Below are 24,384 nucleotides of genomic sequence, written 5' to 3'. Positions count from 1 at the left end.
TTATACTTTAGATGTTCATAAAAAATACATTCAAAAAGGGGCTGGCGAAAGACAACAGGTAAACATTGGTCGTTTGGCTGTATTTGCTTCTATGGTTTTGGCAGTATTATTTACTTGGAATGATACTTTAGGAATTGGAGGAGTAGGAGGATTTACTTATATTCAAAAATATACAGGATTCATTAGTCCAGGAGTATTTGCGATGTTCTTCTTAGGTATGTTCTGGAAAAGAACTACAGGAACGGCTGCAATTGTGGGAGTATTAGCAGGATTCTTATTGTCAGTTTTATTCAACGAATATGCTCCAGCCTTGTTTGGAAACGAAACCTTCTTGTACACAGCTTATCCAAATGGAAAAGGATTGTATGAAATTCCGTTCCACATTTGTATGGGATTATCGTTTATGTTCACCATGTTATTGATGGTTGGAATCAGTTTTGCAGGACCAAAAGTAAATCCAAAAGCATTCGAATTGGATACTGAAATGTTCAAAGTAAAACCGCAAACTACAGTTTTGATTGTTATTACATTATTAATTATCGCTGCTTTATACGTGAAGTTCTGGTAAAAGAAAATAATAGTTTTAAATGTAAAAATGTGAAGTCGAATTCGTTTGATTTCACATTTTTTTTATTTGGATAAGATTAAAAACTGAATTGTTTTATCTTCTTAACATAGATTAAGAGATCTATTTTTATAGAATCGTAAATTTGTTAAATAAAATAGAGTGGACGAAAGCAATTGATAATTAGCTTTTCTTGTCTAGATTATTGTTTTTTATTAATTTAATTAACTGAATATGAAACCAGAATTCGAAAATATACCTCTTATCAAAAATGAAGAAGCGCAACAATTTGAAATTACTGTTGAAGGACATAAAGCCTTTATTGTTTACAAAGAACAAACGAATGTTATTTCTTTAATCCATACTGAAGTTGAACCTGAATTGGAAGGTAAAGGTGCAGCTACAGCTGTAATTGAGAAAACATTGGCTTATATTGAGGATAATAAATACAAACTTATCCCGCTTTGTCCGTTAGTGTTTGCTTACATCAAGAGACATCCGGAATGGAAACGTATTGTTGATGATAGTTTTCACGGAATCAAATTTTTATAATTAATCAATTTAACTTTTTATGTCAAATATTGAACAAATAATTGAAGAACGCGCTGCTGATATCGGTAATTTTCTGGTAGGACGTTTGTTGCCGTTTCGTCAAAAAAGAGCTGTTGGACCATTTGTTTTTCTCGATCATATGGGGCCAACTCATTTATCGAATTATCAGAATCTGGATGTAGGACCACATCCGCATATTGGACTTTCTACGCTAACTTATCTTTTTGAGGGAAGTATTATGCATCGCGACAGTCTTGGAAGTGAGATTGAGATAAAACCCGGAGCAGTAAACTGGATGACTGCTGGGAAAGGCATTGTACATTCTGAAAGGACTCCTGAATATTTGCGTAGTTCTGAGAAAATGCTTCATGGCTTTCAAATTTGGGTGGCATTGCCAAAAGAGTTAGAGAAGATGGAACCTTCTTTTGTACATATTGAAGAAGATGAAATTCCGCATTGGACAGAAAATGGTCTTTCGTTTAAATTGATTGCCGGAGAAGCTTTTGGGAGAAAATCAGGAGTGCCTACTTACAGTCCGTTATATTTTATTGAAATTAAGAATACAAAACCTCAAAAAGTCAATATTGGTAAGGATTTATTTGGCGAAAGTGCTATGTATATTCTTGAAGGAAGTATTAAAAGCGAAGACACTATTTTTGAACCAAAACAAATTTTGGTTGCCAAAGAAAGTACGCTTTGTGAATTTGAAATGGGAGAAAATACAAGTGTTTATATTTTTGGGGGTGAAGCTTTTTCTGAAGAACGTTTTATTTATTGGAATTTTGTAGCTACTGATAAAGCTATGATTGAAGAAGCGAAAGAACGATGGATTCAGCAGACTTTCCCTAAGATTCCAGAAGAAACCGGATTTGTCCCTTTGCCTGTGCCTCCTAAATTTTAAATTATTGTTGTAAATTTTCAATTATAAAAAATGTGAAATCATATTCGTTTGATTTCACATTTTTTATATCCTTTTATGCTGCCGCACGAATCCTTTCGTGTGGCTCGTGATTAGAACTAAATTCTTTATATTTGCAGTAAAATCCTAATTTTTATTAGTAGAAATTATAAGTTTCATAATCCGGAAGGATTGTATTTTATTAGTTTTGCTGTTGTGGGTTGGTTAGATGTATTTACTAGAAACGAGTATAAAGATTTGTTTTTGGAGAGTTTAGAGTTTTGTCAAAAAAATAAAGGTTTGGAAATTCATGCCTGGTGCATAATGACTAATCATGTTCATTTGGTTTTCAGAAGTATAAATGGTCAAAATCCGGAGCTTTTAATCGGAGATTTAAAACGATTCACTAGTCAGTCGATTGTAAAAAGTATTAGAGAAAATCCTAGAGAGAGTAGGAAAGAATTTTTATTGGATTTTTTCAAAAAAGAAGCAGATAAAAGTTCTAATGTAAAGCATTATCAGTTTTGGAGACACGACAACAAACCTATTGAGCTATGGAGTAATAAAGTTATTCAACAAAAAATAGATTATGTACACAATAATCCTGTAGAAGCCGGATTGGTTTATAAGGCACAAGACTATGTTTATAGTAGTGCTGTTGATTATTCTGGAGAAACAGGATTAATTGATGATATAGTTGTTTTTAGAATGTTTAATGTTTGAGTAGGACGAGCCACACGAAAGGATTCGTGCGGCAGCGGGGGGAATTTGTTTGATTTCACATTTTTTTTATCACATAAGTCACAATTCCCCAAATGATGAGTTGGTTTTCTTCAGTGACTTTTATGGGGGTGTAATTGCTGTTTTCGGGCATCAGGTAGAGGCAGTCTTTTTCCAGTTTGATACGTTTTACGGTGAATTCGCCATCAATATAGCAAATGGCAATTTTGTTGTCCTGCGGTTCAATGCTTCGGTCTACAATTAATACATCTTCATTTTCAATTCCGGCATCAATCATCGAGTTTCCTTTTACTTTAATGTAAAAAGTGGCGAGCGGATTTTCGCTTAATTCTTTATTCAAATCGATATTGTTTTCCGTAAAATCAGCTGCCGGCGAGGGAAATCCTGCCGAAACACCGTCGGGAATAAAAGGAATACGCAGTTCGCTTTCATAATCGGGTTTGTAAAAACTGAGTTTTTGGTTTTTCTTTATTGACATCGTATTTCGAGAATCTCTTTGAAATTAGTAGTGTATTTATTCGATAAATGATTCTGGTTCATGTCCCAAGTGAGTTTCAGGTTTTGGCTGGCTAATTTTACTTTGGTTTCACCAATTTTAGCGTTGAGACGATCCATCGCTTTCATCAGTGCCAGATGTTTTGGATTTTCTTCTTCGAAAAGCTGAAATTGTTTCTGGTTTTCACCAATGAGTTCGCTGACGATTACTCCTGCTTTTTTGAATTTCAAATGGTCGTTTCCCTGATGCAATTGTTTGAATAAATCAATAGCGGTATTGGCAATAGTTAATGTCGAATTGGTCGCATAAGGCAATGTGATTGCTTTGTTGAAATAGTATTGCGAGCTGTTTACCGAATGTTTGTCCACCACAAGCATCACAATAATGGTATGACAACAGGATTTTTGTTTGCGTAATTTTTCGGCACAAACTGAAGCGAAAGTAGTGATGCGTTCTCGTAATAAATCAAAATCAGCAATTTGTTTGGGGAAACTTCGGGTAATGGCAATACTTTTCTTTTGCTCCACGATAGGTTCTAAATCTAAAACCGATTTTCCTTCCAGTTCGGTTTTTAAACGAAGACCGGTTACGCCCATAGTATTTTTTATCCAAACTTCGTGTTGCGGTTGAATAAAGTCAAAAGCAGTGTTGATGTTGCGCAGTTTTGCTTTTTTGGTCATACGATAACCAATGCCCCAAACATCTTCGATTTTAGTCCATTTTAAAGCTTTGATGCGTTTTTCTTCGGAGTCCATTACATATACGCCTTGAGTTCTGTCCTGAAATTTTTTGGCAATTTTATTCGCTACTTTAGATAAGGCTTTGGTTTCTGCCAATCCAATGCATATCGGAATTCCAAGCCATTTTTGTACACGGGTTTTCATTTGAAGTCCATAATTATGGTAATCTTCAATGTTGAGTCCGTCAAAATTCAGGAAGGCTTCGTCAATACTGTAAATTTCAATATTTGGCGTAAACTGATTCAGGATTGCCATTACACGACGACTCAAATCGCCATACAGCGCATAATTGGACGAAAAGATATGGATGTTTTTTTCTTTGATTAAGTCTTTAATCTGAAAAGCGGGAACACCCATAGTAATTCCGGTGGCTTTGGCTTCTTCGCTTCTGGAAATCACACAGCCATCATTGTTAGATAAAACCGCAATGGGTTTGCCGTTGAGTTCCGGTTGGAAAACACGTTCGCAGGAAGCATAGAAATTGTTACAGTCGACTAAAGCATACATAGTACAAAATTACGCATTAGTGTTTTTTATTGAATCTTGTTTGGGGGAGTTTTTTAGAAAAAACGGTAGTGTTTTTTGTTTTTTTCTGAAGACAATAGAATTGTGTTTTTGGTTAAAAACTATGCTATATTAACTTTAAAGTGTTTAAAATTACCATTTTTCAACTAAAACGTTTTCGTAAAAGGTAATATAGCATAGAAATATGAAAAACTGCTGTAGTTTAATTCTGTGCTAGCATACTATCTTTGAACCAGTTAAAAGAAATATAAATCTAAAATTTCTAGTTATGAAAAAGATTTTAAACCTAAGTATCGTATTAGTAGTTGTATTATTAGCTATGAATACACGCGCAACTGGTCATAAAACAGCTAAAGTTGAAAAAATCAGTTCTAAAAAGATGGTAACTTTTGCACTAAATGATGTAAATAAAGCTGATGTTTCTATGTATGATTCAAGTAATAAATTGTTGCACACGGAGCACGTTTATACTTTAAACTTGAATCCGTTGAAATCTTCAGAAAAAATTGTGAAGACTTACGATTTAAATCCATTGGCTGACGGGGTGTATTACCTGGTAGCAGAGTCTAAAACAAAAGTGGAAAAGTATGAGATTCTTGTAGTGAACGAAACTGCAACTATCATGTCAGATCCATATTCAGTAGAGTATAAAACGGTTGCTGTTAAATAATTAAGATTGGTTAGATGAAAGAGGCTCCTTTTAGGAGCCTTTTTTTATGGCTAAATGTATTACTCAAAAACCGATTTTAATTCATGACGATAATCAGAGGCATTTTTTCCGGTGAATTCTTTGAAGGATTTGTTGAAATGACTGAAATTATTAAATCCGCTTTCAAAAGCAATTTCGGTAATGCTGATGGGTTTTTCGGCTAACAATTTACAGGCGTGAACTAATCGGTAATCGTTTACGAATTTAGTAAATGTTTTGTGGGTTATTTTTTTGAAATAACGGCAAAATGATGGGACAGTCATCGATACTTTTCCGGCAATTTCATCAAGATGAATAGGCTCTTTAAAGTGATCTTTTACATAGTTGAATATGTAATTGATTCTTTCGTTGTCCTGTACGTGCATTTCCATTCGGAAACCTTCGGCATTTAAAACAGTAGCGTCTTCGGTGGCGAGTTCCAGTTCGTTGAGAATTTCGATAATACTCAACAGTCGTTCAAATGGAGATTGGTCTTCCATTTTTCCGATTTTTTTTCCAATTTTTCTTTTTGTTTTTCCTCCAAATGTAATTCCGGATTTGGCCTGATTCAATAAGTTTTTGATATTTCGCATTTCAGGAATATCAAAAAAATGTTCGCCTAAAAATTCCGGTTTCATCTGGATGACGATTTCATTTTTATTTCCGGTAAGTTCATCGGTAAATCCGCAATGTGGTAAATTGCTCCCAATTAAAGTCAAATCGCCGTTGTTGTAATAGGAAATGTGGCTGCCTACCTGGCGTTTTCCTGTTCCGCCGTTTACAAATATCAGTTCAATTTCGGGATGATAATGCCAAAAATTGGAATTGTAATTAATGTTGTATTTGGTGAGCGTAAACGAACTTCCAAACGAAGGTTCGATTATTTTGAGTGTTGGTGCATTCGGTTTCATTTTTGTTATGTTTGGTTTGGCTATACTAAGTTAACAAATAAATATAGAATATTAACCGTATTTCACTAAAACGTTTTCGTAAAAGGTAATTCAGCATATTAATTGGAAAATTTACTATCATTTTGGTCGGCAGGCTTGTTCTAACTTTATACTATGAAATGAGTATAAATCTAAAACATGGTATTATGAAAAAGATTTTAAAAATTAGTTTAGTGTTAGGGATAGTCTTATTGGCTATGAATGTGTATGCGGTAGCTGTTAATTTTTCATTACATAATAAATTTCGTCAGGAAAAAATGATTTCATTTGGTTTAGAAGATTCGGATGAAACCAAAATAAGTATTTATGATGCAAATGATAAATTGATTCATACCGAAAACGTCCTGGTGGACGGGAAATTGGTTAGGAGTTATGACTTAAATAACTTTAGGGAAGGGGTTTATTATTTGGTAGAAGAGTCTAAAACCAAGATTAGTAAGTATGAAGTTCTGGTATTAGACGATTCGGCAACTATAATGTCGGATCCTTTTGCGGTTGTTGATAAGACGGCTTTGTAAAAAAGAGGGTTTTTTTAATTAAAATAGTTTTGAATTTAATTTTTGGCACGAATTATGATATACTAATTTTGGTTAGAAATTTGCTATTTGTTAGTAATTAATTAGTTTGTGTAGTGAAAAAAGAAAGTCCCTCTGGTTAAGGGACTTTTTTTATTTTATAGGCTACCGATAATACGATCCATAACCCAACTGGTGTGTGTGGCCGTTTTTCCGTTTGAAGGATGTGTGCCGGAACCCAGTAATTGCTCCTTCATGTCCTGAACATGGTATAATTGTACGTTTTCCGGATGTTCGATAAAAATCGGAACTACTCCGTTTTCGTTAGAAAGTATAACCGGATTTTCATCGAAAATTGAAAATTCTATCGTTCCCTGACTTCCGTAAATTACAACTTTGTCTTCGCGGGTAGCACAGCCAAAATTCCAGCTGCCTGTTCCTGTAATTCCATTTTCGTGCAGCCAGCAGGAAACTAAAGCATCTTTAGCCGAATATAAATTTTGCTGGTTGATGCTAAAGCCTGAAACCTCTTTGATATCTCCCAATAGATAATTGAATAAATCTAATCCGTGACTGGCTAAATCGTCAAAGTAACCTCCTTTGGCTATATTTGCATCAGTGCGCCAATTGTATAAGCCTGATAAGTCCTGAGGAGAAGCAGGTTTGCTTAAATGCCAGTTGATATGTCTTATTTGTCCAATACTGTTGGCTTCGAGCCATTTTTTAATCTGTTTGAATCTTGGCAAAGAACGACGGTAATAAGCAGAAAAAAGCGGAATGTTTTTAGCTTCAAAAGCTTCGTAAATGGCTTTGCTGTCTTCGTAGTTTGGAGCTAATGGTTTTTCGATGCAACAAATTTTTCCTGCTTCAGCGACTTTTAATCCGTACAATTTATGAGAATCGGGTGGGGTAGCAATATAAACGGCATCGACTTCAGAATCATTAATTAATTCATCCGCATTTGAATAATGTTTTTTGATTCCGTGTCTTTGAGCATAATCGGCTGCTTTTTCAGCATCGCGTCGCATAACTGCGACAATTTCAAATCCTTCCGTTTTTTGATAAGCAGGACCGCTTTTTTTTTCGGTTACATCTCCGCAACCAATGATTCCCCATCGAATTTTTGTTAGTTTATGTTCACTCATCTTGTTCAATTTAGTCACAGCCTTCCAAGTTACAGCTGTTCGATTCTGAGGAATTCAAGATAGTAATTTTTGATTGAAATTGACCTTCTTCCCAAACCTTTTCAAGAACATTTAAAAAGGTTTGTTCGTATTGCGCTCCCGAAACGGCATATTTATTATCGAATACGAAAAAGGGAACGCCCTGAACACCTATTTGTTGTGCTCTCAAAATATCTTGCTGTACTTCTTTATCAAATGCATCAGATGTGAGTACACTATCGATAGTTTGAGCTTCTAATCCGGCTTTAATTGCCAGCTCTTTTAGTGTTTCGGTATCGTTTACATCTTTTCCATCGGTAAAATAGGCCTTGAATAGTAATTCTTTTAGTTCCGAACCTAATTGTTGTTGTTTAGCTAAATGTAACAGGCGATGCGCATTAAACGAGTTAGCCATGGTGACTTTTTCAAAATGAAATTCCAAACCCGAATTGGCGGCGGTTTGCGCAGTATTTTTTAGGGATTCTAGAGCCCATTCCTGATCTTTTCGATATTTCTCAGCAAGATGTTCGGCTAAATTATCACCTTCAGAGGCAATAAAATTAGGGTCCAGTTGAAAGCTTTTCCATTCGATTTCGATGGCATCCTGATGACCAAACTGATCAATCGCATTTTCTAAACGTCTTTTTCCGATATAACAAAACGGACACATAATATCTGACCAGATTTGTATTTTAAGTTTATTTTCCATCTCTTGTTTATTTGTATATACAAATGTATAGAAAAATAGTTGTAAATATTTGGCTGTTATGTTTTTATTAAGAGTTGCTTTGGTTGGATGTTTTGTAAAAAGAAAAAACCATCAAGACGAATCCTGATGGTTTTACTGTTTTTTATTTCAGATAAAATTATAATAAATCCAACACAAAGGAAGGGAATAATCCTAAAGCGATATTTAAAAGTATGGAAATTACCGCTACGGCATAATAAATTTTTGAAGTCGGAATTTTAGCTTCGTTAGGTTCCTTAGTGTACATGGCTAATATCAATTTGAAATAATAACCCACACTAATGATTGAGTTGATTACCGCAACAATAACTAAGGCGATAAATTCGGCCTGAATAGTTTGGTTGAACAAAAATAATTTAGCAAAGAAACCTCCGAATATAGGGATTCCGGCCATTGAAAGTAAGGAAGCTGTTAAAACAGCCGCCATTAATGGATTGTTTTTTCCTAAACCATGAAAGTTTGTGATGTCTTCATTTTCTCTGGTTTTGCACACATACAGGATTACGCTAAAGGCAGCAATTCCGGCTAAGGCATAAGCAGAAGTATAGTACAATAAAGTTCCTGAAGATTTTGCAGTACTCAATAAAGTCATCAACATGAATCCCGCATGCGAGATTCCTGAGAAAGCCAACATACGTTTTACATTTATCTGACGAAGCGCCATAATATTTCCAACGGTCATCGAAGCAATTGATACGATTACAATTACCAACTGGAAAGATGGAGAAATATCAGCATTCATTGTTTTGACTAATTTGTACAAAGTTGCGATGGCAACCACTTTTGCTAAAGTACTCATCAAAGCAGTTGTTAAAGCAGGAGAACCTTCGTAAACATCAGGAGCCCAGAAATGGAAAGGTACAGCGGCAATTTTGAATAACATTCCAATGAAAAGCAGCACAATTCCAATAGGGAACCAAATTGGCAACTCAGCTGAACGGGATAATTCACTGATTTCAGTAATATCAAAAGTTCCCATTGCACCGTAAATTAAACAAATTCCGAAAAGAATAATTCCGGATGCAAACGAACCCATTAGGAAATATTTCAAACCGGCTTCGTTACTTTTGATGCTGGTACGATTGCTCGAAGCCAAAATATAAAGCGCAATAGATAATACTTCAATTCCTAAAAAGAACATTGCTAAATTTCCAAAAGAAACCATCGCAACCGCTCCGGCTAAAAGGAATATTTTAATGGCAATAAAATCAGAAAGTTTGGCCGGACGATTTTCATAAAATTTATGACCTAAACTCACCAAAAAGGTTGTAAGGATGATAAATAATGCTGAAAAAGTAGTTGAATATTTGCCCACTACAATCATGTTGTTATAGTAGAAAGCAGGAGCAGCATTGTATTCGGATATGTCCAGTCCAAGAATGGCTAATAATCCAATAACGGCTATTGGAATAATTGCTTTTCGGGCATCGAAAATTTCAAATAAAAGGCATAAAACACCTAATCCTATTATTGCTATTAATGTATTCATATTTTTTATCGTGATTCAGGATAAGTACCTGATATTAAAATAGTCGGTCTTGATTATTGAATTTTATACAATGTTCTCACAATTTGGTCCAAAGCTGGGGTAATTAATTCATTGATTGGTCTTGGATACAAACCAAAAATGAAAATAACCGCAACAATAATGACCAATACTACAGTTTCATGCAGCGTTACATCGGCAAATACTTTTGTGTTAGTTTCGCCAAGCATAACCTGTTGGTACATTTTTAGCATATAATAAGCACCTAAAATGATTGTTGTTCCACCTAAAAGTGCAAACCATAAGTTGATTTGAGCCAAACTATATAAAACGGTAAATTCTCCCACAAAGTTAAAAGTTGTTGGCAAAGCCACAGAAGCCAAAACCAAAATCATAAACAAAGAAGCAAATTTTGGTGCCTGAGTACGAATTCCGCCCATATCGGCAATAGTTCTTGTTTCAAATCTTCTGTAAATGATTTCAGCAGCAAAGAACAATCCGACTACTACAAATCCATGCGCTAACATTTGTAAAACCGCTCCGCGTAAACCGTCTGAATTTAGGGTGTAACATCCGGCAGCAATTAAACCAACGTGAGCTAAGGAAGAATAAGCCAAAAGTTTCTTTAAGTCTTTTTGGCGTAAAGCCACAATCGAACCATAAATAACTCCGGCAATTCCAAAACCGATTAAAATTGGTAAATAGGTTTTTGAAGCAATCGGCGTGATAGGAATCTGCCAACGTAAAACACTGTATAATCCCATTTTTAGCATAATACCGGAAAGTAACATGGTTCCCACCGTTGGTGCTTTTTGATATACTTTAGCCTGCCAGGTATGGAAAGGAATAATTGGAATTTTGATAGCGTAAGCCAGGAAAAATGCCCAGAATATCCAGAATTGCTCCATTCTGCTTAAATCTAATTTGTAGAAATCTTCAATCAAGAAACTACCTGCTTTTTGGTACAAATACACAAAAGCAATTAGCATGAAAAGGGAACCGGCAAGGGTGTAAATAAAGAATTTAACAACCGCTTTTTTGCGTTCTTCTGTATCTCCATTTCCCCAAATTAAAGCAATAAAGTAAATTGGGATTAAAGATAATTCCCAGAAAATATAATACAAAAGTCCGTCAGAAGCTAAGAACGTTCCCGCCATTGCAAATGACATGAATAAAATCAAAGCATAAAAAGATTTTGCATTTTTATATTCGTTTCCAAAAGAAGAATAAATAATCAAAGGAGTTAAAGCCGTAGTCAATAATAACATGATTAACGACAATCCATCAGCCGTTAATGAATAAGAGATGGCCGGTTTATTAATCCAAAATTTGAAGAAACTAATGTTTTCACCCGCATTATAAGCATTCAATAACGCAATTGATATACCAAAAGCTACTAAGCTGAATAATAGCGCCACTTTGGAAGCCAGTTTATCGCCGGCAAAGTAAGTAGCAAATGCGCCAACAAGAAGTATAATTAATAGTAGTGATACGTTCATGATATAAAATTATTGAGCTAAAAATAAATAAGTTACGATACTGCAAAGTCCCAGAACAAATACAAACAGGTAGAATCCAATACTTCCGGTTTGTAATTTTTTTCCTTGATAACTTATTTCATTGGTTACTTTTCCTAATCCAAATACGAATGCAGATAAGGCAGTTTCGATATAATCTCTAAAGAATCTTGATAACGCATTGATTGAATTTACAAAGATTGCATCGTAAATTTCATCTACATAATATTTGTTGTACAATACTTTTGCAAATCCGGTAATTTCAGCGTCTTCCGCCGGAACCTGATTTTGTTTGATGTATTTGGCAAAAGCAATTCCAATTCCAACTAATCCGCCAATAACGGCAACTGCCATCAAAGTGTATTCCTGAGTACCAAAATGATGTGCTTCGTGTGCTTCTTTTGAAAATAAAGGAGCTAAATAGCCGTTCAACCAACTATTAGTAGGTAAACTAATTGATCCCCCTACAGCAGCTAAAATAGCTAAAACAATCAATGGGAAAGTGATTAATCCCGGACTTTCGTGTAAGTGACTTTTTTGGTGCTCAGTTCCTCTGAAATCTTTGTAGAAAGTTAAATATAACAAACGGAACATATAAAAAGCAGTCATTAATGAAGCTAAGGAAGCAATAACCCAAAGAACTACATTGTGTTGAAAGGCAGTCATCAAGATTTCATCTTTAGAAAAGAATCCTGAAAACGGAGGAATTCCTGAAATAGCCAACGATGAAATTAAGAAAGTAATAAAGGTGATTCCCATTACTTTTTTCAATCCACCCATTCTGCGCATATCTTGTTCGCCATGTAAAGCATGAATAACCGATCCTGAACCTAAGAACAAACAAGCTTTAAAGAAAGCGTGTGTGATTACGTGGAAAACGGCAACTTCATAAGCCCCGAAACCAAGAGCAAGGAACATTAATCCTAATTGAGATACTGTAGAGTAAGCCAATACTTTTTTGATATCGGTTTGAACCAAAGCAATCGTAGCCGCTACCAATGAAGTTACGGCTCCAATTATGGCAATAATATTTTGAACTTCCGGAGCCAGGTCGAAAACAAAATTCAATCTGGTAATCATAAAAATACCAGCGGTAACCATAGTCGCTGCGTGAATCAATGCCGAAACCGGTGTTGGTCCCGCCATCGCATCCGGTAACCAGGTGTATAAAGGAATTTGAGCTGATTTGCCACAAGCTCCAATGAACAAAGCAAAAGCAGCCAAAGAAATCATTGACAGATCTAAATTACTTGAAGAAGCGATGGCTGTTTTTAATGTTGTATAATCTAAAGTAGAAAACAAAGACCCGATGATAAAAATACCAATCAATAATCCTAAATCCCCAATACGGTTCATGATGAAAGCTTTTTTTGCTGCATCATTATACTCCTGGTTTTTATGCCAAAATCCGATAAGTAAATAAGAACAAAGTCCTACACCTTCCCAACCGATAAATAAAACCAATAAGTTGCTTCCGATAACCAAAGTAATCATGAAGAAAACGAACAAATTCAAATAGGCAAAAAACTTGTGCATATTCTCATCATCGTGCATATAGCTGATAGAGTAGAGGTGAATCAAAGATCCAATTCCGGTTACAAAAAGCAACCATAAAATAGATAACTGATCCAAAAGCAACCCAAAATTTACACGGAAATTATTGGTGCGCATCCAGTTGAATAAATCAATTTGAACGGCTTCTTTGGTTTCGTTGATTTGCAGAAAAAAAATAAGCGTAGCTATAAAAGATACCGCAACAGTAAGTGTTCCAACAACGCCTGAAGCTGTTTTTCCAATGTTTTTTCCGAAGAAAATATTAAATAAAAATCCTAAAAGAGGAGCTAATAATAAGAGTAAAGCTAAATTCGTATTCATTATCGTTTATCCTTTTAAGTTTTTTAAATTATTAATATCAATCGAACCTAAATTTCTAAAGATTGAAACCAAAATAGCCAGACCAACAGCAACCTCTGCAGCGGCAACTGCCATTGAGAAAAACACAAAAACCTGACCTTGTGCATCCTGATGATAAGTTGAAAAAGCCACAAACAAAAGGTTTACCGCATTCAACATGATTTCAATCGACATAAATACGATGATAGCATTTCGTCTGTACAATACTCCAAACACTCCAATACAAAAAAGTATTACAGAAAGGAAAATATAATTTTCAATGCCTATTTCATTTAAAATATTAGTCATTTTATTTCTCCGTTTTTTCTTTTTTAGACAATAATACCACTCCAATCATCGCTACTAATAGCAGGATAGAAGCAAATTCAAAAGGAACCATGTATTCGTTCAATAATACGTGTCCTAAAACTTTTATAGACTGATAATCTTCTCCCGTAGCGATGTATTCTCCTTCAATTGGTTTCGAATTGATAAATACTAAAATCAATACGATGCAGATTAAACAAAACGAAACAATCGCTCCTAAACGGGTAATTCGTGGTTTATGGACTTCATTTTGTTTGTTCAAATTCATTAACATAATCGTAAACAGGAATAAAATCATTATCGCCCCCGAATAGACGATGATATGAACAATAGCCAAAAACTGTGCATTTAATAATAAATAATGTCCGGCAATGGTAAAGAAACAAATCACCAGATATAAGGCACTATGGATAGGATTTCTGCTAAAAATGGCTAAAAAAGCGGTAATTACCGTGATAAATGCTAAAACACAAAATATAATTTGTATAGTAGTTGCGTGTGCAAAATCAGGAATATGTATCATTTAGTTAGCATTTTTAAGTTGAGTATTCTTGATGGCCATTTCTAAAGGCATCACCAATTTGTCTTTTCCAAAAATAAAATCTTCACGCTCATAGCTTGACGGAACTAATACTTTTGAAGTAGTCAAATAAATCGCATCTTTTGGACAGGCTTCCTCACAAAGTCCGCAAAAAATACAACGCAACATATTAATCTCATATATTTCGGCGTATTTTTCTTCACGGTATAAATGTTTTTCGTTTGGTTTACGCTCAGCCGCTTTCATGGTGATGGCTTCCGCCGGACAGGATAAAGCACACAATCCGCAAGCCGTACAGTTTTCACGACCCTGTTCGTCACGTTTCAGCATGTGTTGACCACGATACACCGTACTTCTGGTTCTGACCTGTTCCGGATACTGAATCGTTACTTTTCTCGAAAACAAGTGTTTTAGTGTAATAATTAATCCTTTTACAATCGCAACAAGATATAAACGCTCTAAAAAGCTCATCTCTTTATTAGAGACTTGCATTTTTCTTCCCGATAAGGATATGGTTTCTATTGACATCTTTTTTATTTTTATTTGAGCTTCCCGATAGCTATCGGAACCGGGCTACTACTACTTTTTGCTTAATTAAAATCCTAAGAATGCTAGTAATTCATGTCTTAAAATTACAATTCCTGTAATCATAATATTTAAAATTGACAATGGAATTAAAACTCTCCATCCCAAATGCATCAATTGATCGTATCTGAATCTTGGGATTGTCCATCGTACCCACATATAAAAGAATATGAAGAAACAGATTTTTGCAAATAAAACGGCAATTCCAATTACATTAGCAATATTTACTCCCCAATTTTCAACAGCCCAGCTCATTCCCGGATAATTGTATCCTCCAAAGAATAAAACAGCCAAAATAGTTGATGAGATAAACATACTTGCATATTCCGCAAATAAGTAGAATCCCATTTTCATCGAAGAATATTCGGTGTGATAACCTCCAATTAATTCACTTTCACATTCAGCTAAATCAAACGGCGTTCTGTTAGTTTCTGCAAAAGAACAAATCAAAAAGATTAGGAATGATAGTGGTTGGTAAAACACATTCCAGTGCAAACCTTCTTGTTGCAAACTGATTTCTCTCAAACTTAATGACCCCGTCATCATTAACAAAGCAATTATAGATAATCCCATCGCAATTTCATAAGAAACCATTTGAGATCCTGCACGAACTGCTCCCATCAAAGAGAATTTATTGTTTGAGGCCCATCCTCCAATCATGATACCATAAACTCCGATGGAAAGAATGGCAAAGATGTATAACATCGCATTGTCAATATCCGAAACCTGTAAAATAATATCTCTTCCGAAAAGATGAAAATGGTCTCCCCACGGAATTACAGCACTCGTCATTAAGGCGGTACTCATCGCGATTGCAGGGCCTACATAGAATAAAAATTTATTAGGAGTATCAGGTTCAAATTCTTCTTTCGAAAATAATTTTAAACCATCCGCTAATGGTTGTAAAATTCCACCCTTACCAGCTCGGTTTGGACCAATACGGTCTTGAAGCCAGGCAGCAATTTTACGTTCTGCAAGTGTAGAATACATAGCCATAACCATTGTAATGGCGAAGACTACCAGAATGATAACACTTTTTTCTATAATAATTGTATTGTCCATTTTTTATAGATTACCATTTTTAAATTCTTCCTGCTCTTTTTGGTCTAACGGAATGGCCGTCATACTGATTTTTTTACGGTCTTCGGCTCTTCCTTTCAAAATACCTTCTTCAGTAGCAATATGAACAGTATCCATTTCGCGGGTATAGTTATTTTGATTGATAACCGAATCTTTATCAAATTTTCTTGGCCCTTCAATTACCCAGTCACTCACTTCTTTTTTGTCAAAACGACAAGTATTACATATAAAACCTTCTACTTCGTGGTATTGATCTTTTCTTCCGGTAACTCTTTGAATTTCATTTCCAAACATCCAAACGGTTGTTTTTCCACAACATCCCGGAGTAGTACATTCTCTGTGCGCATTAAAAGGTTTGTTAAACCAAACTCTAGACTTAAAACGGAAAGTTTTATCAGTCAAAGCTCCTACAGGACACACATCAATCATGTTTCCTGAAAACTCATTGTCAATGGCTTTAGAAATACAAGTCGAAATGTTAGCATGGTCTCCACGATCCAAAACTCCATGCACACGATTATCAGTTAACTGATCGGCAACAGCAACACAACGTTGACATAAAATGCAACGGTTCATATGTAATTGAATGTTCGGACCAATATCTTCCGGCTCGAAAGTTCTTTTTTCTTCAATGAAGCGAGTTTTTGATTTACCGTGCTCAAAGCTTAAATCCTGTAAATCACATTCTCCTGCCTGATCGCAAATAGGACAATCTAATGGGTGATTGATTAATAAAAATTCTGTTACGGATTGACGTGCCTCACGTACACGTTCCGAATTTTTACTATTCACTTCCATACCATCCATACATCCCGTTACACAAGATGCCATCAACTTAGGCATCGGTCTTGGGTCGGCATCACTACCTTTTGCAACTTCTACTAAGCAGCAACGGCATTTTCCTCCTGTTTTATCCAGTTTAGAATAATAGCACATCGCAGGCGGAACCGATTCTCCTCCTATCATACGGGCTGCCTGCAGAATCGTGGTTCCCGGAGCTACTTCAATTTCTTGACCGTCTATTGTTACTTTCATATTTTTTATAGTTGTTGTTTATGTGTTGTTAGTTTGCTGCTTATCGCTATCAACTATCAACTATCAACTTTATACTGTTTGTTTCGCTATCAAATGTCTAACTTTCTCAAATGGTTCGTTCACAAAATGATCTCTGTTTTTAATTCTTTCCGGGAAACGAACATGGTATTCAAATTCCTCTCTAAAATGACGAATAGCTGCTGCTACCGGCCAAGATGCGGCATCTCCTAAAGGACAGATGGTGTTTCCTTCAATCTTGCTTTGGATACTCCATAACAAATCAATGTCTTCTTCACGTCCCTGACCATTTTCAATACGCCATAACACTTTTTCTAACCAACCTGTTCCTTCACGACAAGGTGTACATTGTCCACAAGATTCATGGTGGTAAAAACGGGAGAAATTCCAGGTATTACGTACAATACAAGCGGTATCATCATACACAATAAATCCTCCTGAACCTAACATAGAACCTGTTGCAAAACCTCCGTCGCTTAAAGATTCGTAAGTCATCAAACGGTCTTCACCGTTAGCTGTTTTAAAAATTAAATCGGCTGGTAAGATAGGTACTGAAGAACCTCCCGGCACTAAAGCTTTCAAAGGTCGGTTAGAACTCATTCCTCCTAAATATTCATCAGAATTCATAAATTCATCAACACTTAAACCTAATTCAATTTCGTAAACCCCCGGATTTTTAACATTTCCTGAAGCTGAAATCAACTTGGTTCCTGTAGAACGTCCAATTCCTATTTTAGCATAATCATCACCAGAATTATTTACAATCCAAGGCACTGCTGCAATAGTTTCTACGTTATTTACCACTGTTGGGTTTGCCCAAAGTCCGGAAACTGCCGGGAATGGTGGTTTGATACGTGGATTTCCTCTTTTTCCTTCTAAAGATTCAATCAAAGCGGTTTCTTCACCACAAATATAGGCTCCCGCACCACAGTGAACGTGTAATTCTAAATCATAACCGGTTCCTAAAATATTTTTTCCTAACCATCCTGCTGCTTTTGCCTCAGCAATGGCTCTTTCTAATATTTTAAAAACCCACATGTATTCACCACGAATGTAGATATACGAACGGTTGGCTCCCAAAGCAAAACTTGAAGTAATCATTCCTTCAATCAATAAGTGAGGAATAAATTCCATCAAATAACGGTCTTTGAAAGTTCCCGGCTCTGATTCGTCGGCATTACAAACCAAATGTCTTGGTTTGCCGGATTTTTTATCAATAAAGCTCCATTTCATTCCGGCAGGGAAACCTGCACCTCCACGACCTCTAAGTCCTGATTTTTTAACTTCTTCCACCACATCATCAGGTGTCATGGATTTCAAGGCTTTTTCTACCGAAGCATAACCGCCTTCTCTGCGATAGACTTCGTAAGTTTTAATCCCCGGAACGTTTATTTTGTCTAATAATATTTTTTGAGACATCTTATTTATCGTGTAATATTATTTTATTATCTCGACAATCAGCAATTAACTGATCGATTTTTTCTCTGGTTAAATGCTCTTTGTAAAAATCACCCAATTGCATCATTGGAGCATATCCACAAGCGCCTAAACATTCCACACCTCTTACTTCAAAAAGTCCATCAGGAGTTGTTTCTCCAATGCCGACGCCTAGTTTTTCACAGGTATAATCCATCAAATCTTCTGTTCCTCTTAAACAACAGCAAGATGTCTGACAGAATTCAAACATGTATTTCCCAATTGGTTTCAAATTGAACATGGTATAAAAAGTAGCCACTTCGTATACTTCAATTGGTAAAATCTCCAAAATTTCGGCTACTTTATCCATTAGCTCGATACTCAACCAGTTGTCATGAGCATCCTGAACTTCGTGCAGAACAGGCAATAAAGCCGATTTTTTCTTGTCTTCCGGATAATGACTGATTAATTCATTGATGCGGTTCATCAATGTTTCAGTCATATTTATTTCTTGTTTGTGATGTGTACGTTCCATAATTTATGCGTCTAATTCTCCGGCAATTACATTTAAACTGGATAAAATAACAATGGCATCAGATAATAATGCTCCTTTTATCATTTCCGGATAAGCTTGGTAGTATATAAAACAAGGTCTTCTAAAGTGAAGTCTGTATGGTGTTCGGCTTCCATCTGTTACCAGGTAGAAACCAATTTCACCATTTCCTCCTTCTACCGGATGGTAAATTTCAGCTACCGGAACCGGAACCTCACCCATTACAATTTTGAAATGGTAAATTAATGATTCCATATTGTGGTAAACATCTTCTTTTGGAGGCAAATAATAATCAGGCACTTCGGCGTGGTATTCATTGCCTTCCGGCATTTTATCTAATGCCTGACGAATGATACTTAAACTTTCCCAAACTTCTGCATTACGAACACAAAAACGGTCATAAGTATCACCTGATTTTCCTACCGGGATTTTGAAATCAAAATCTTCGTAAGAACTATATGGTTGTGCCACACGCACATCATAATCAATACCTGCTGCACGTAAATTTGGCCCTGTAAAACCGTAAGCCATTGCTTTTTCAGCTGAAATTGCTCCTACATTTACGGTTCTGTCGATGAAAATTCGGTTTCTTTCGAATAAGTTTTCGAATTCTTTCCAGGCAACCGGAAATTCTTCTAAGAAAGTATTTAATAATTCAAATGCTTTTGGCGACCAGTCTCTTTCAAAACCACCGATTCTACCCATATTGGTAGTCAAACGGGCGCCGCAAATTTCTTCGTAGATTTCGTAAACTTTTTCTCTGAATTGGAAAACATATAGGAATCCGGAATAAGCTCCCGTATCTACTCCTAAAATTGAATTACAAATCAAGTGATCGGTAATACGCGCCAATTCCATTACAATAACTCTTAAATATTGCGCTCTTTTTGGGACTTCAATATTGAGTAATTTTTCTAAAGTCATCCACCATCCCATATTATTAATAGGAGAAGAACAATAATTCATTCTGTCTGTAAGTGGCGTAATTTGATAGAAAGGACGATTTTCGGCAATTTTTTCAAATGCACGGTGAATATAACCAATAGTAGGTTCGGCATCTAAAATACGCTCTCCGTCCATCAACAGGATATTTTGGAAAATTCCGTGAGTAGCCGGGTGAGTCGGACCCAAATTCAGGATGGAAAGCTCACTTCCGTCTTCATTGGATCTTTCTTTTATGATTTTAGCATAGCGATGCTCTGGTGGTAATAATAGTTCTGACATTTATAGAATGTGAAAAATTATATATTGTTTTTTTAGCAATTGTCGATGGTTCTACCGAAGAAACGGTCGTCTTTATCCGTTCTTCCGCCGTCTTCCATTGGGAATTCTTTACGCATTGGGAAAGAAACCATTTCGTCCATATTTAAAATACGTTTTAATTGTGGATGACCAATAAAGTTTACCCCAAAGAAATCGTAAGTTTCTCTTTCCATCCAGTTAGCTGTCAGGAAAATGTTGGAAACTGTTTTTATTTCCGGATTTTCTCCGTTAAGAAAAGCCTTGATTCGAATACGTTTGTTTTCATACCAATTATGCAAATGATAAACCACTGCAAATTGTCTGTCAATTGGATTGTCCGGGTAATGAATTCCGCATAAATCTGTTAAGAAGTGAAAACGTAATTCAGGATCATTTTTTAGGAATAAAATGATTGCGGTATTATTTTTAGCATTGATTTCAAAGGAAAAAATATCTCTTTCCTCCTGGAAATTAAAAACATCTCCTGCGAAAGTTTCGACTAATTTTTCTTGGATAGCGGTGTTTTCTAATGCCATTTTTATTTGATATTATAAGAAGCTAATAATTCTTGATATTCTGGTGAACTTCTTCTTCTTACGGATTCTGATTTTACCAGTTCCTGCAATTTCATTACACCATCTACAATTTGTTCCGGTCTTGGCGGACATCCAGGTACATATATATCTACCGGAATCACCTTGTCAATTCCCTGAAGAACAGAGTAAGTATCGAATATTCCTCCTGAAGAAGCACAGGCACCTACGGCAATTACCCATCTTGGCTCAGACATTTGTTCGTAAACCTGACGTAAAATAGGAGCCATCTTTTTTGAAATAGTTCCCATAACTAAAAGCATATCGGCCTGACGGGGAGAGAAACTCACACGCTCTGAGCCGAAACGGGCTAAATCATAGTGAGAGGCCATGGTGGCCATAAATTCAATTCCACAACAAGAAGTAGCGAAAGGTAATGGCCAAAGTGAATTAGCACGAGCCAAACCTACTACATCATTCAATTTTGTAGCAAAAAAACCTTCTCCAACAACACCTTCCGGAGGGGCAACCATTTTTACTTTTGAAGTACTCATTTTTATTTTCGATTGCTGATTTTAGATTTTAGATTTTTAAATCGTAAAAGGTAAAATCAATTTTTTAAATCAATTTTTTATAGTTTGAAGAGTTTTCAATTTTAAATCTGAATTCTGAGATCTAAAATCTGAAATCTCATTTATTCCCACTCTAAAGCTTTCTTTTTGATGATGTAGAAAAAACCAACCAAAAGTAAAGCCATGAAAACAATCATTTTTAACATTCCTTCTATTCCCAGTTCTTTGAAATTGATAGCCCACGGATAAAGGAAAATTACCTCAACATCAAATAGCACAAATAAGATGGCTACCAGGAAATATTTTACTGAAAATGGAATACGGGCGTTTCCTACTGACTCGATTCCGCACTCAAAGTTTTTATCTTTTGTAGCCGAATTTCTTTTTGGTCCTAATTTACCTGAAATGATGATAGTGGCAACAACAAAACCAATTGCCAGCAAAGCTTGCATAAGGATAGGAAGATAATTGAATTGTCCTGATTGCATAATAATAAAATTTGTGCTAAAATAAGTCACAAAGATAGTTGTCAATGTTATAAAACACAAGTTTAATATAATAATTAGTGGTTGGTTTTAAGGGATTTTTTTGTAGTTTTTAATCATTATAAATAACGGCTTTGTGCATTTCTTAAAAATTTCTAAAATTTTAAGATTTAGGGAATAAAAAAAACGTCCCGATAATTTCGGGACGTTTTAACATTCGTAACAAAAAACTATTTTGTTTAGATTACTGCAACTTTAGCAGCAACTTTTCCTTTTCTTCCTTCTTCTTCTTCGTAACTTACTCTGTCACCTTCGCGTAATTCTTCCGCGCTGATTCCTGAAGCATGAACAAAAATGTCTTTTCCTGTTTCTTCGTCTGTAATGAATCCGTAACCTTTTGATTCATTGAAAAATTTAACTTTACCTGTACGCATTGTAATTGTAATAATAATTTATAATATCACAAATGTAATGTTTAAAAGCATACGAAAATGATTAATAGCAATATTTTTATTAAAATAATTGATATTCAGGTTTTTCAAAGGTTTTAAGAAGGTTTTTATTATAAATCTAATTGTATGTGTAACTCCTGTAATTGAGCGGAATCAATTGCCGAAGGAGCATCAATCATTACGTCTCTTCCGGAGTTGTTTTTTGGGAAAGCAATGAAGTCACGAATGGTTTCCTGGCCTCCTAAAATAGCTACTAATCGATCCAAACCAAAGGCTAAACCACCGTGAGGTGGTGCTCCAAATTGAAAAGCATCCATTAGGAATCCAAATTGTGCCTTAGCTTCTTCTTCTGAGAAACCTAAATACTTAAACATCAATTGTTGAGTAGCTTTATCATGAATACGGATTGAACCTCCACCAATTTCATTTCCATTCAATACCATGTCGTAGGCATTAGCACGCACTTGTCCGGGATTCGTTTCTAATAAAGCAATATCTTCAGGTTTTGGAGAGGTAAATGGATGATGCATCGCATGATAACGACCACTTTCTTCATCAAATTCTAATAAAGGGAAATCCACTACCCACAGCGGAGCAAAAACTTCTGGATTACGTAAGCCTAATCGTGTTGCCAATTCCATACGTAAAGCACTTAATTGTGCTCTGGTTTTATTTGCAGGACCTGAAAGCACAAAAATCATATCACCAGCTTTAGCTCGGGTTGCTTTTGCCCAATTAGTCAAATCTTCCTGATCGTAGAATTTATCGACCGATGATTTAAAAGTACCATCTTCGTTGCATTTTACATACACCATTCCGCTAGCACCTACTTGTGGACGTTTTACCCAGTCAATTAAAGCATCGATTTCTTTACGGGTATAATTTCCGGCTCCCGGAACAGCAATTCCAACTACTAATTCAGCGGCATTAAAAACAGGGAATTCTTTGTGTTGAGCAAATTGATTCAATTCTCCAAATTCCATCCCAAAACGAATGTCCGGTTTGTCATTCCCATAAGTTTTCATAGCGTGCTCATACGTCATGCGAGGGAATTTATCTACTTCAATTCCTTTTAATTTTTTCAGCAAATGACGGGTCAAACCTTCAAAAATACTTAAAACATCTTCCTGTTCCACAAATGCCATTTCGCAGTCAATTTGTGTAAACTCCGGCTGACGGTCGGCACGTAAATCTTCATCACGGAAACATTTTACAATTTGGAAATATTTATCCATTCCACCTACCATCAATAATTGTTTGAAAGTTTGTGGCGATTGTGGTAAAGCATAAAACTGTCCTTCGTTCATACGGCTTGGTACAACGAAATCACGAGCTCCTTCCGGAGTCGATTTAATCAAATAAGGTGTCTCTACTTCGCAAAAATCCAAATCAGATAAATATTTGCGAACTTCCATCGCTACTTTATGGCGAAACAACAAGCTGTTTTTTACCGGATTTCTTCTAATATCAAGATAGCGGTATTTCATTCGGATGTCCTCGCCACCGTCGGTTTCATCTTCAATGGTAAACGGTGGAGTTAAAGCACTGTTTAAAATGTTTAACTCAGAAACTAATATTTCAATTTCACCTGTTGGAATATTTTTGTTTTTAGCCTCACGCTCAATAACAGTCCCTTTTACCTGAATTACAAATTCGCGTCCTAGTGTTTTAGCTAATTCAAAAACGCTTTTTTCAGTACGACTTTCGTCAAAAATTAATTGTGTTATTCCATAACGGTCTCTTAAATCAACCCAATTCATGAATCCTTTGTCTCTTGATTTTTGAACCCAACCTGCAAGTGTTACTTCGCTGTTTATATGTGAGGCGTTCAATTCGCCACAGTTATGACTTCTGTACATATTGAAAAATTTAATTATATTGGTTTATAAGTCTGAAAAACGACCGGCTGCAAATTTAGAACTAATTATGTACATTAAATTGAGAAAATTAATTTTTTACTGCTTTGAAGAATAAGGTGTTTTAATTTCCAATGTTAAGTTTTTAGTTTGTGTTACCAAATTGTTACCAAATTGTTTTTTAAATGTAAATTTAAATGTAAATTTAAATG

27 protein-coding genes are annotated in these 24,384 nt (G+C 35.5%); 6 read left to right on the top strand and 21 right to left on the bottom strand.

Annotated elements, in window-relative coordinates:
- From B6A10_RS11075 to B6A10_RS11060, 4 genes are all read left to right on the top strand, one after another.
- Positions 1-568: sodium:solute symporter family transporter (locus tag B6A10_RS11075; RefSeq protein ID WP_449404259.1), on the top strand; the 568-nt coding region annotated here is incomplete at its 5' end.
- A gap of 231 nt (positions 569-799) precedes the next feature.
- The gene (locus B6A10_RS11070) at positions 800-1,117 is read left to right on the top strand and encodes a GNAT family N-acetyltransferase (RefSeq protein WP_188220916.1); all 318 of its coding nucleotides are present in this window, start codon (positions 800-802) and stop codon (positions 1,115-1,117) included.
- A gap of 19 nt (positions 1,118-1,136) precedes the next feature.
- Positions 1,137-2,018, top strand: coding sequence for a pirin family protein (locus tag B6A10_RS11065; protein ID WP_188220915.1), 882 nt, complete (start codon positions 1,137-1,139; stop codon positions 2,016-2,018).
- A gap of 120 nt (positions 2,019-2,138) precedes the next feature.
- Complete coding sequence (locus B6A10_RS11060) at positions 2,139-2,738, top strand: REP-associated tyrosine transposase (protein ID WP_394354333.1); 600 nt, start codon at positions 2,139-2,141, stop codon at positions 2,736-2,738.
- Between the two features lie 55 nt (positions 2,739-2,793).
- Here B6A10_RS11060 and B6A10_RS11055 read toward each other — a convergent pair whose 3' ends face one another.
- Complete coding sequence (locus B6A10_RS11055; protein WP_055091777.1) at positions 2,794-3,234, bottom strand: LexA family protein; 441 nt, start codon at positions 3,232-3,234, stop codon at positions 2,794-2,796.
- A complete protein-coding gene (locus tag B6A10_RS11050) occupies positions 3,225-4,499 on the bottom strand; it encodes a Y-family DNA polymerase (protein WP_188220914.1) in 1,275 nt (424 codons plus the stop codon). The genes B6A10_RS11055 and B6A10_RS11050 overlap by 10 nt, the downstream gene beginning before the upstream one ends.
- A gap of 286 nt (positions 4,500-4,785) precedes the next feature.
- Between B6A10_RS11050 and B6A10_RS11045 the strand changes: the two genes are divergently transcribed.
- Positions 4,786-5,187 carry a hypothetical protein gene (locus tag B6A10_RS11045; protein WP_155960714.1) on the top strand — a complete coding sequence of 134 codons (402 nt, stop codon included), beginning with the start codon at positions 4,786-4,788 and terminating at the stop codon, positions 5,185-5,187.
- Between the two features lie 59 nt (positions 5,188-5,246).
- On the opposite strand, the gene B6A10_RS11040 is transcribed toward B6A10_RS11045, so the two are convergent.
- Positions 5,247-6,116 (bottom strand): AraC family transcriptional regulator, encoded by an 870-nt coding sequence (locus B6A10_RS11040; protein WP_188220913.1) that lies wholly within the window; start codon positions 6,114-6,116, stop codon positions 5,247-5,249.
- A 185-nt stretch (positions 6,117-6,301) separates the two neighbouring features.
- Here B6A10_RS11040 and B6A10_RS11035 point away from each other — a divergent pair, with 185 nt between their 5' ends.
- A complete protein-coding gene (locus tag B6A10_RS11035; RefSeq protein ID WP_188220912.1) occupies positions 6,302-6,673 on the top strand; it encodes a hypothetical protein in 372 nt (123 codons plus the stop codon).
- 155 nt (positions 6,674-6,828) lie between these two features.
- Here the strand turns inward: B6A10_RS11035 and B6A10_RS11030 are convergent, their stop codons facing one another.
- The 18 genes from B6A10_RS11030 to aspS form a co-directional block, all read right to left on the bottom strand.
- Complete coding sequence (locus B6A10_RS11030) at positions 6,829-7,815, bottom strand: Gfo/Idh/MocA family protein (RefSeq protein WP_188220911.1); 987 nt, start codon at positions 7,813-7,815, stop codon at positions 6,829-6,831.
- Positions 7,816-7,825: 10 nt separating this feature from the next.
- A complete protein-coding gene (locus B6A10_RS11025; protein ID WP_188220910.1) occupies positions 7,826-8,542 on the bottom strand; it encodes a DsbA family oxidoreductase in 717 nt (238 codons plus the stop codon).
- Between the two features lie 157 nt (positions 8,543-8,699).
- On the bottom strand, positions 8,700-10,070 hold the full coding sequence (locus B6A10_RS11020) for an NADH-quinone oxidoreductase subunit N (protein ID WP_055091788.1): 1,371 nt from the start codon (positions 10,068-10,070) through the stop codon (positions 8,700-8,702).
- Positions 10,071-10,123: 53 nt separating this feature from the next.
- The gene (locus tag B6A10_RS11015) at positions 10,124-11,566 is read right to left on the bottom strand and encodes a complex I subunit 4 family protein (RefSeq protein WP_188220909.1); all 1,443 of its coding nucleotides are present in this window, start codon (positions 11,564-11,566) and stop codon (positions 10,124-10,126) included.
- A 9-nt stretch (positions 11,567-11,575) separates the two neighbouring features.
- Positions 11,576-13,459 (bottom strand): NADH-quinone oxidoreductase subunit L, encoded by a 1,884-nt coding sequence (nuoL, locus tag B6A10_RS11010; protein ID WP_188220908.1) that lies wholly within the window; start codon positions 13,457-13,459, stop codon positions 11,576-11,578.
- Positions 13,460-13,465: 6 nt separating this feature from the next.
- Complete coding sequence (gene nuoK / locus B6A10_RS11005) at positions 13,466-13,786, bottom strand: NADH-quinone oxidoreductase subunit NuoK (protein ID WP_026712543.1); 321 nt, start codon at positions 13,784-13,786, stop codon at positions 13,466-13,468.
- Position 13,787: 1 nt separating this feature from the next.
- On the bottom strand, positions 13,788-14,327 hold the full coding sequence (locus B6A10_RS11000; RefSeq protein WP_035140985.1) for an NADH-quinone oxidoreductase subunit J family protein: 540 nt from the start codon (positions 14,325-14,327) through the stop codon (positions 13,788-13,790).
- Positions 14,328-14,873: a NuoI/complex I 23 kDa subunit family protein gene (locus tag B6A10_RS10995; protein WP_026712541.1), complete on the bottom strand. Its 546-nt coding sequence runs from the start codon at positions 14,871-14,873 to the stop codon at positions 14,328-14,330.
- Between the two features lie 66 nt (positions 14,874-14,939).
- Positions 14,940-15,992 (bottom strand): NADH-quinone oxidoreductase subunit NuoH, encoded by a 1,053-nt coding sequence (gene nuoH, locus B6A10_RS10990; protein WP_188220907.1) that lies wholly within the window; start codon positions 15,990-15,992, stop codon positions 14,940-14,942.
- Positions 15,993-15,995: 3 nt separating this feature from the next.
- Complete coding sequence (locus B6A10_RS10985) at positions 15,996-17,045, bottom strand: 2Fe-2S iron-sulfur cluster-binding protein (RefSeq protein WP_188220906.1); 1,050 nt, start codon at positions 17,043-17,045, stop codon at positions 15,996-15,998.
- A 69-nt stretch (positions 17,046-17,114) separates the two neighbouring features.
- Positions 17,115-18,482 (bottom strand): NADH-quinone oxidoreductase subunit NuoF, encoded by a 1,368-nt coding sequence (gene nuoF / locus B6A10_RS10980; protein ID WP_055091797.1) that lies wholly within the window; start codon positions 18,480-18,482, stop codon positions 17,115-17,117.
- A 1-nt stretch (position 18,483) separates the two neighbouring features.
- Entirely contained in the window at positions 18,484-19,014 is a 531-nt protein-coding gene (locus B6A10_RS10975) for a complex I 24 kDa subunit family protein (RefSeq protein WP_188220905.1), read from the bottom strand.
- A gap of 3 nt (positions 19,015-19,017) precedes the next feature.
- On the bottom strand, positions 19,018-20,256 hold the full coding sequence (locus B6A10_RS10970) for an NADH-quinone oxidoreductase subunit D (protein WP_055091801.1): 1,239 nt from the start codon (positions 20,254-20,256) through the stop codon (positions 19,018-19,020).
- Between the two features lie 32 nt (positions 20,257-20,288).
- Positions 20,289-20,810, bottom strand: a complete 522-nt coding sequence (locus B6A10_RS10965; protein ID WP_026712535.1) for an NADH-quinone oxidoreductase subunit C — start codon at positions 20,808-20,810, stop codon at positions 20,289-20,291.
- Between the two features lie 2 nt (positions 20,811-20,812).
- Positions 20,813-21,361 carry an NADH-quinone oxidoreductase subunit B gene (locus B6A10_RS10960; RefSeq protein WP_188220904.1) on the bottom strand — a complete coding sequence of 183 codons (549 nt, stop codon included), beginning with the start codon at positions 21,359-21,361 and terminating at the stop codon, positions 20,813-20,815.
- A 140-nt stretch (positions 21,362-21,501) separates the two neighbouring features.
- On the bottom strand, positions 21,502-21,867 hold the full coding sequence (locus tag B6A10_RS10955; protein WP_055091803.1) for an NADH-quinone oxidoreductase subunit A: 366 nt from the start codon (positions 21,865-21,867) through the stop codon (positions 21,502-21,504).
- Between the two features lie 236 nt (positions 21,868-22,103).
- Positions 22,104-22,298 carry a cold-shock protein gene (locus tag B6A10_RS10950; RefSeq protein ID WP_026712532.1) on the bottom strand — a complete coding sequence of 65 codons (195 nt, stop codon included), beginning with the start codon at positions 22,296-22,298 and terminating at the stop codon, positions 22,104-22,106.
- A gap of 128 nt (positions 22,299-22,426) precedes the next feature.
- Positions 22,427-24,175: an aspartate--tRNA ligase gene (gene aspS, locus B6A10_RS10945; RefSeq protein ID WP_188220903.1), complete on the bottom strand. Its 1,749-nt coding sequence runs from the start codon at positions 24,173-24,175 to the stop codon at positions 22,427-22,429.
- Between the last annotated feature and the right edge of the window lie 209 nt (positions 24,176-24,384).

The sequence above is a fragment of the Flavobacterium pokkalii genome (assembly GCF_014596575.1).
GTDB lineage: Bacteria > Bacteroidota > Bacteroidia > Flavobacteriales > Flavobacteriaceae > Flavobacterium > Flavobacterium pokkalii.
Note: the sequence above shows the minus strand (reverse complement) of the source record. Positions and strands in the feature narration are given on the sequence as shown.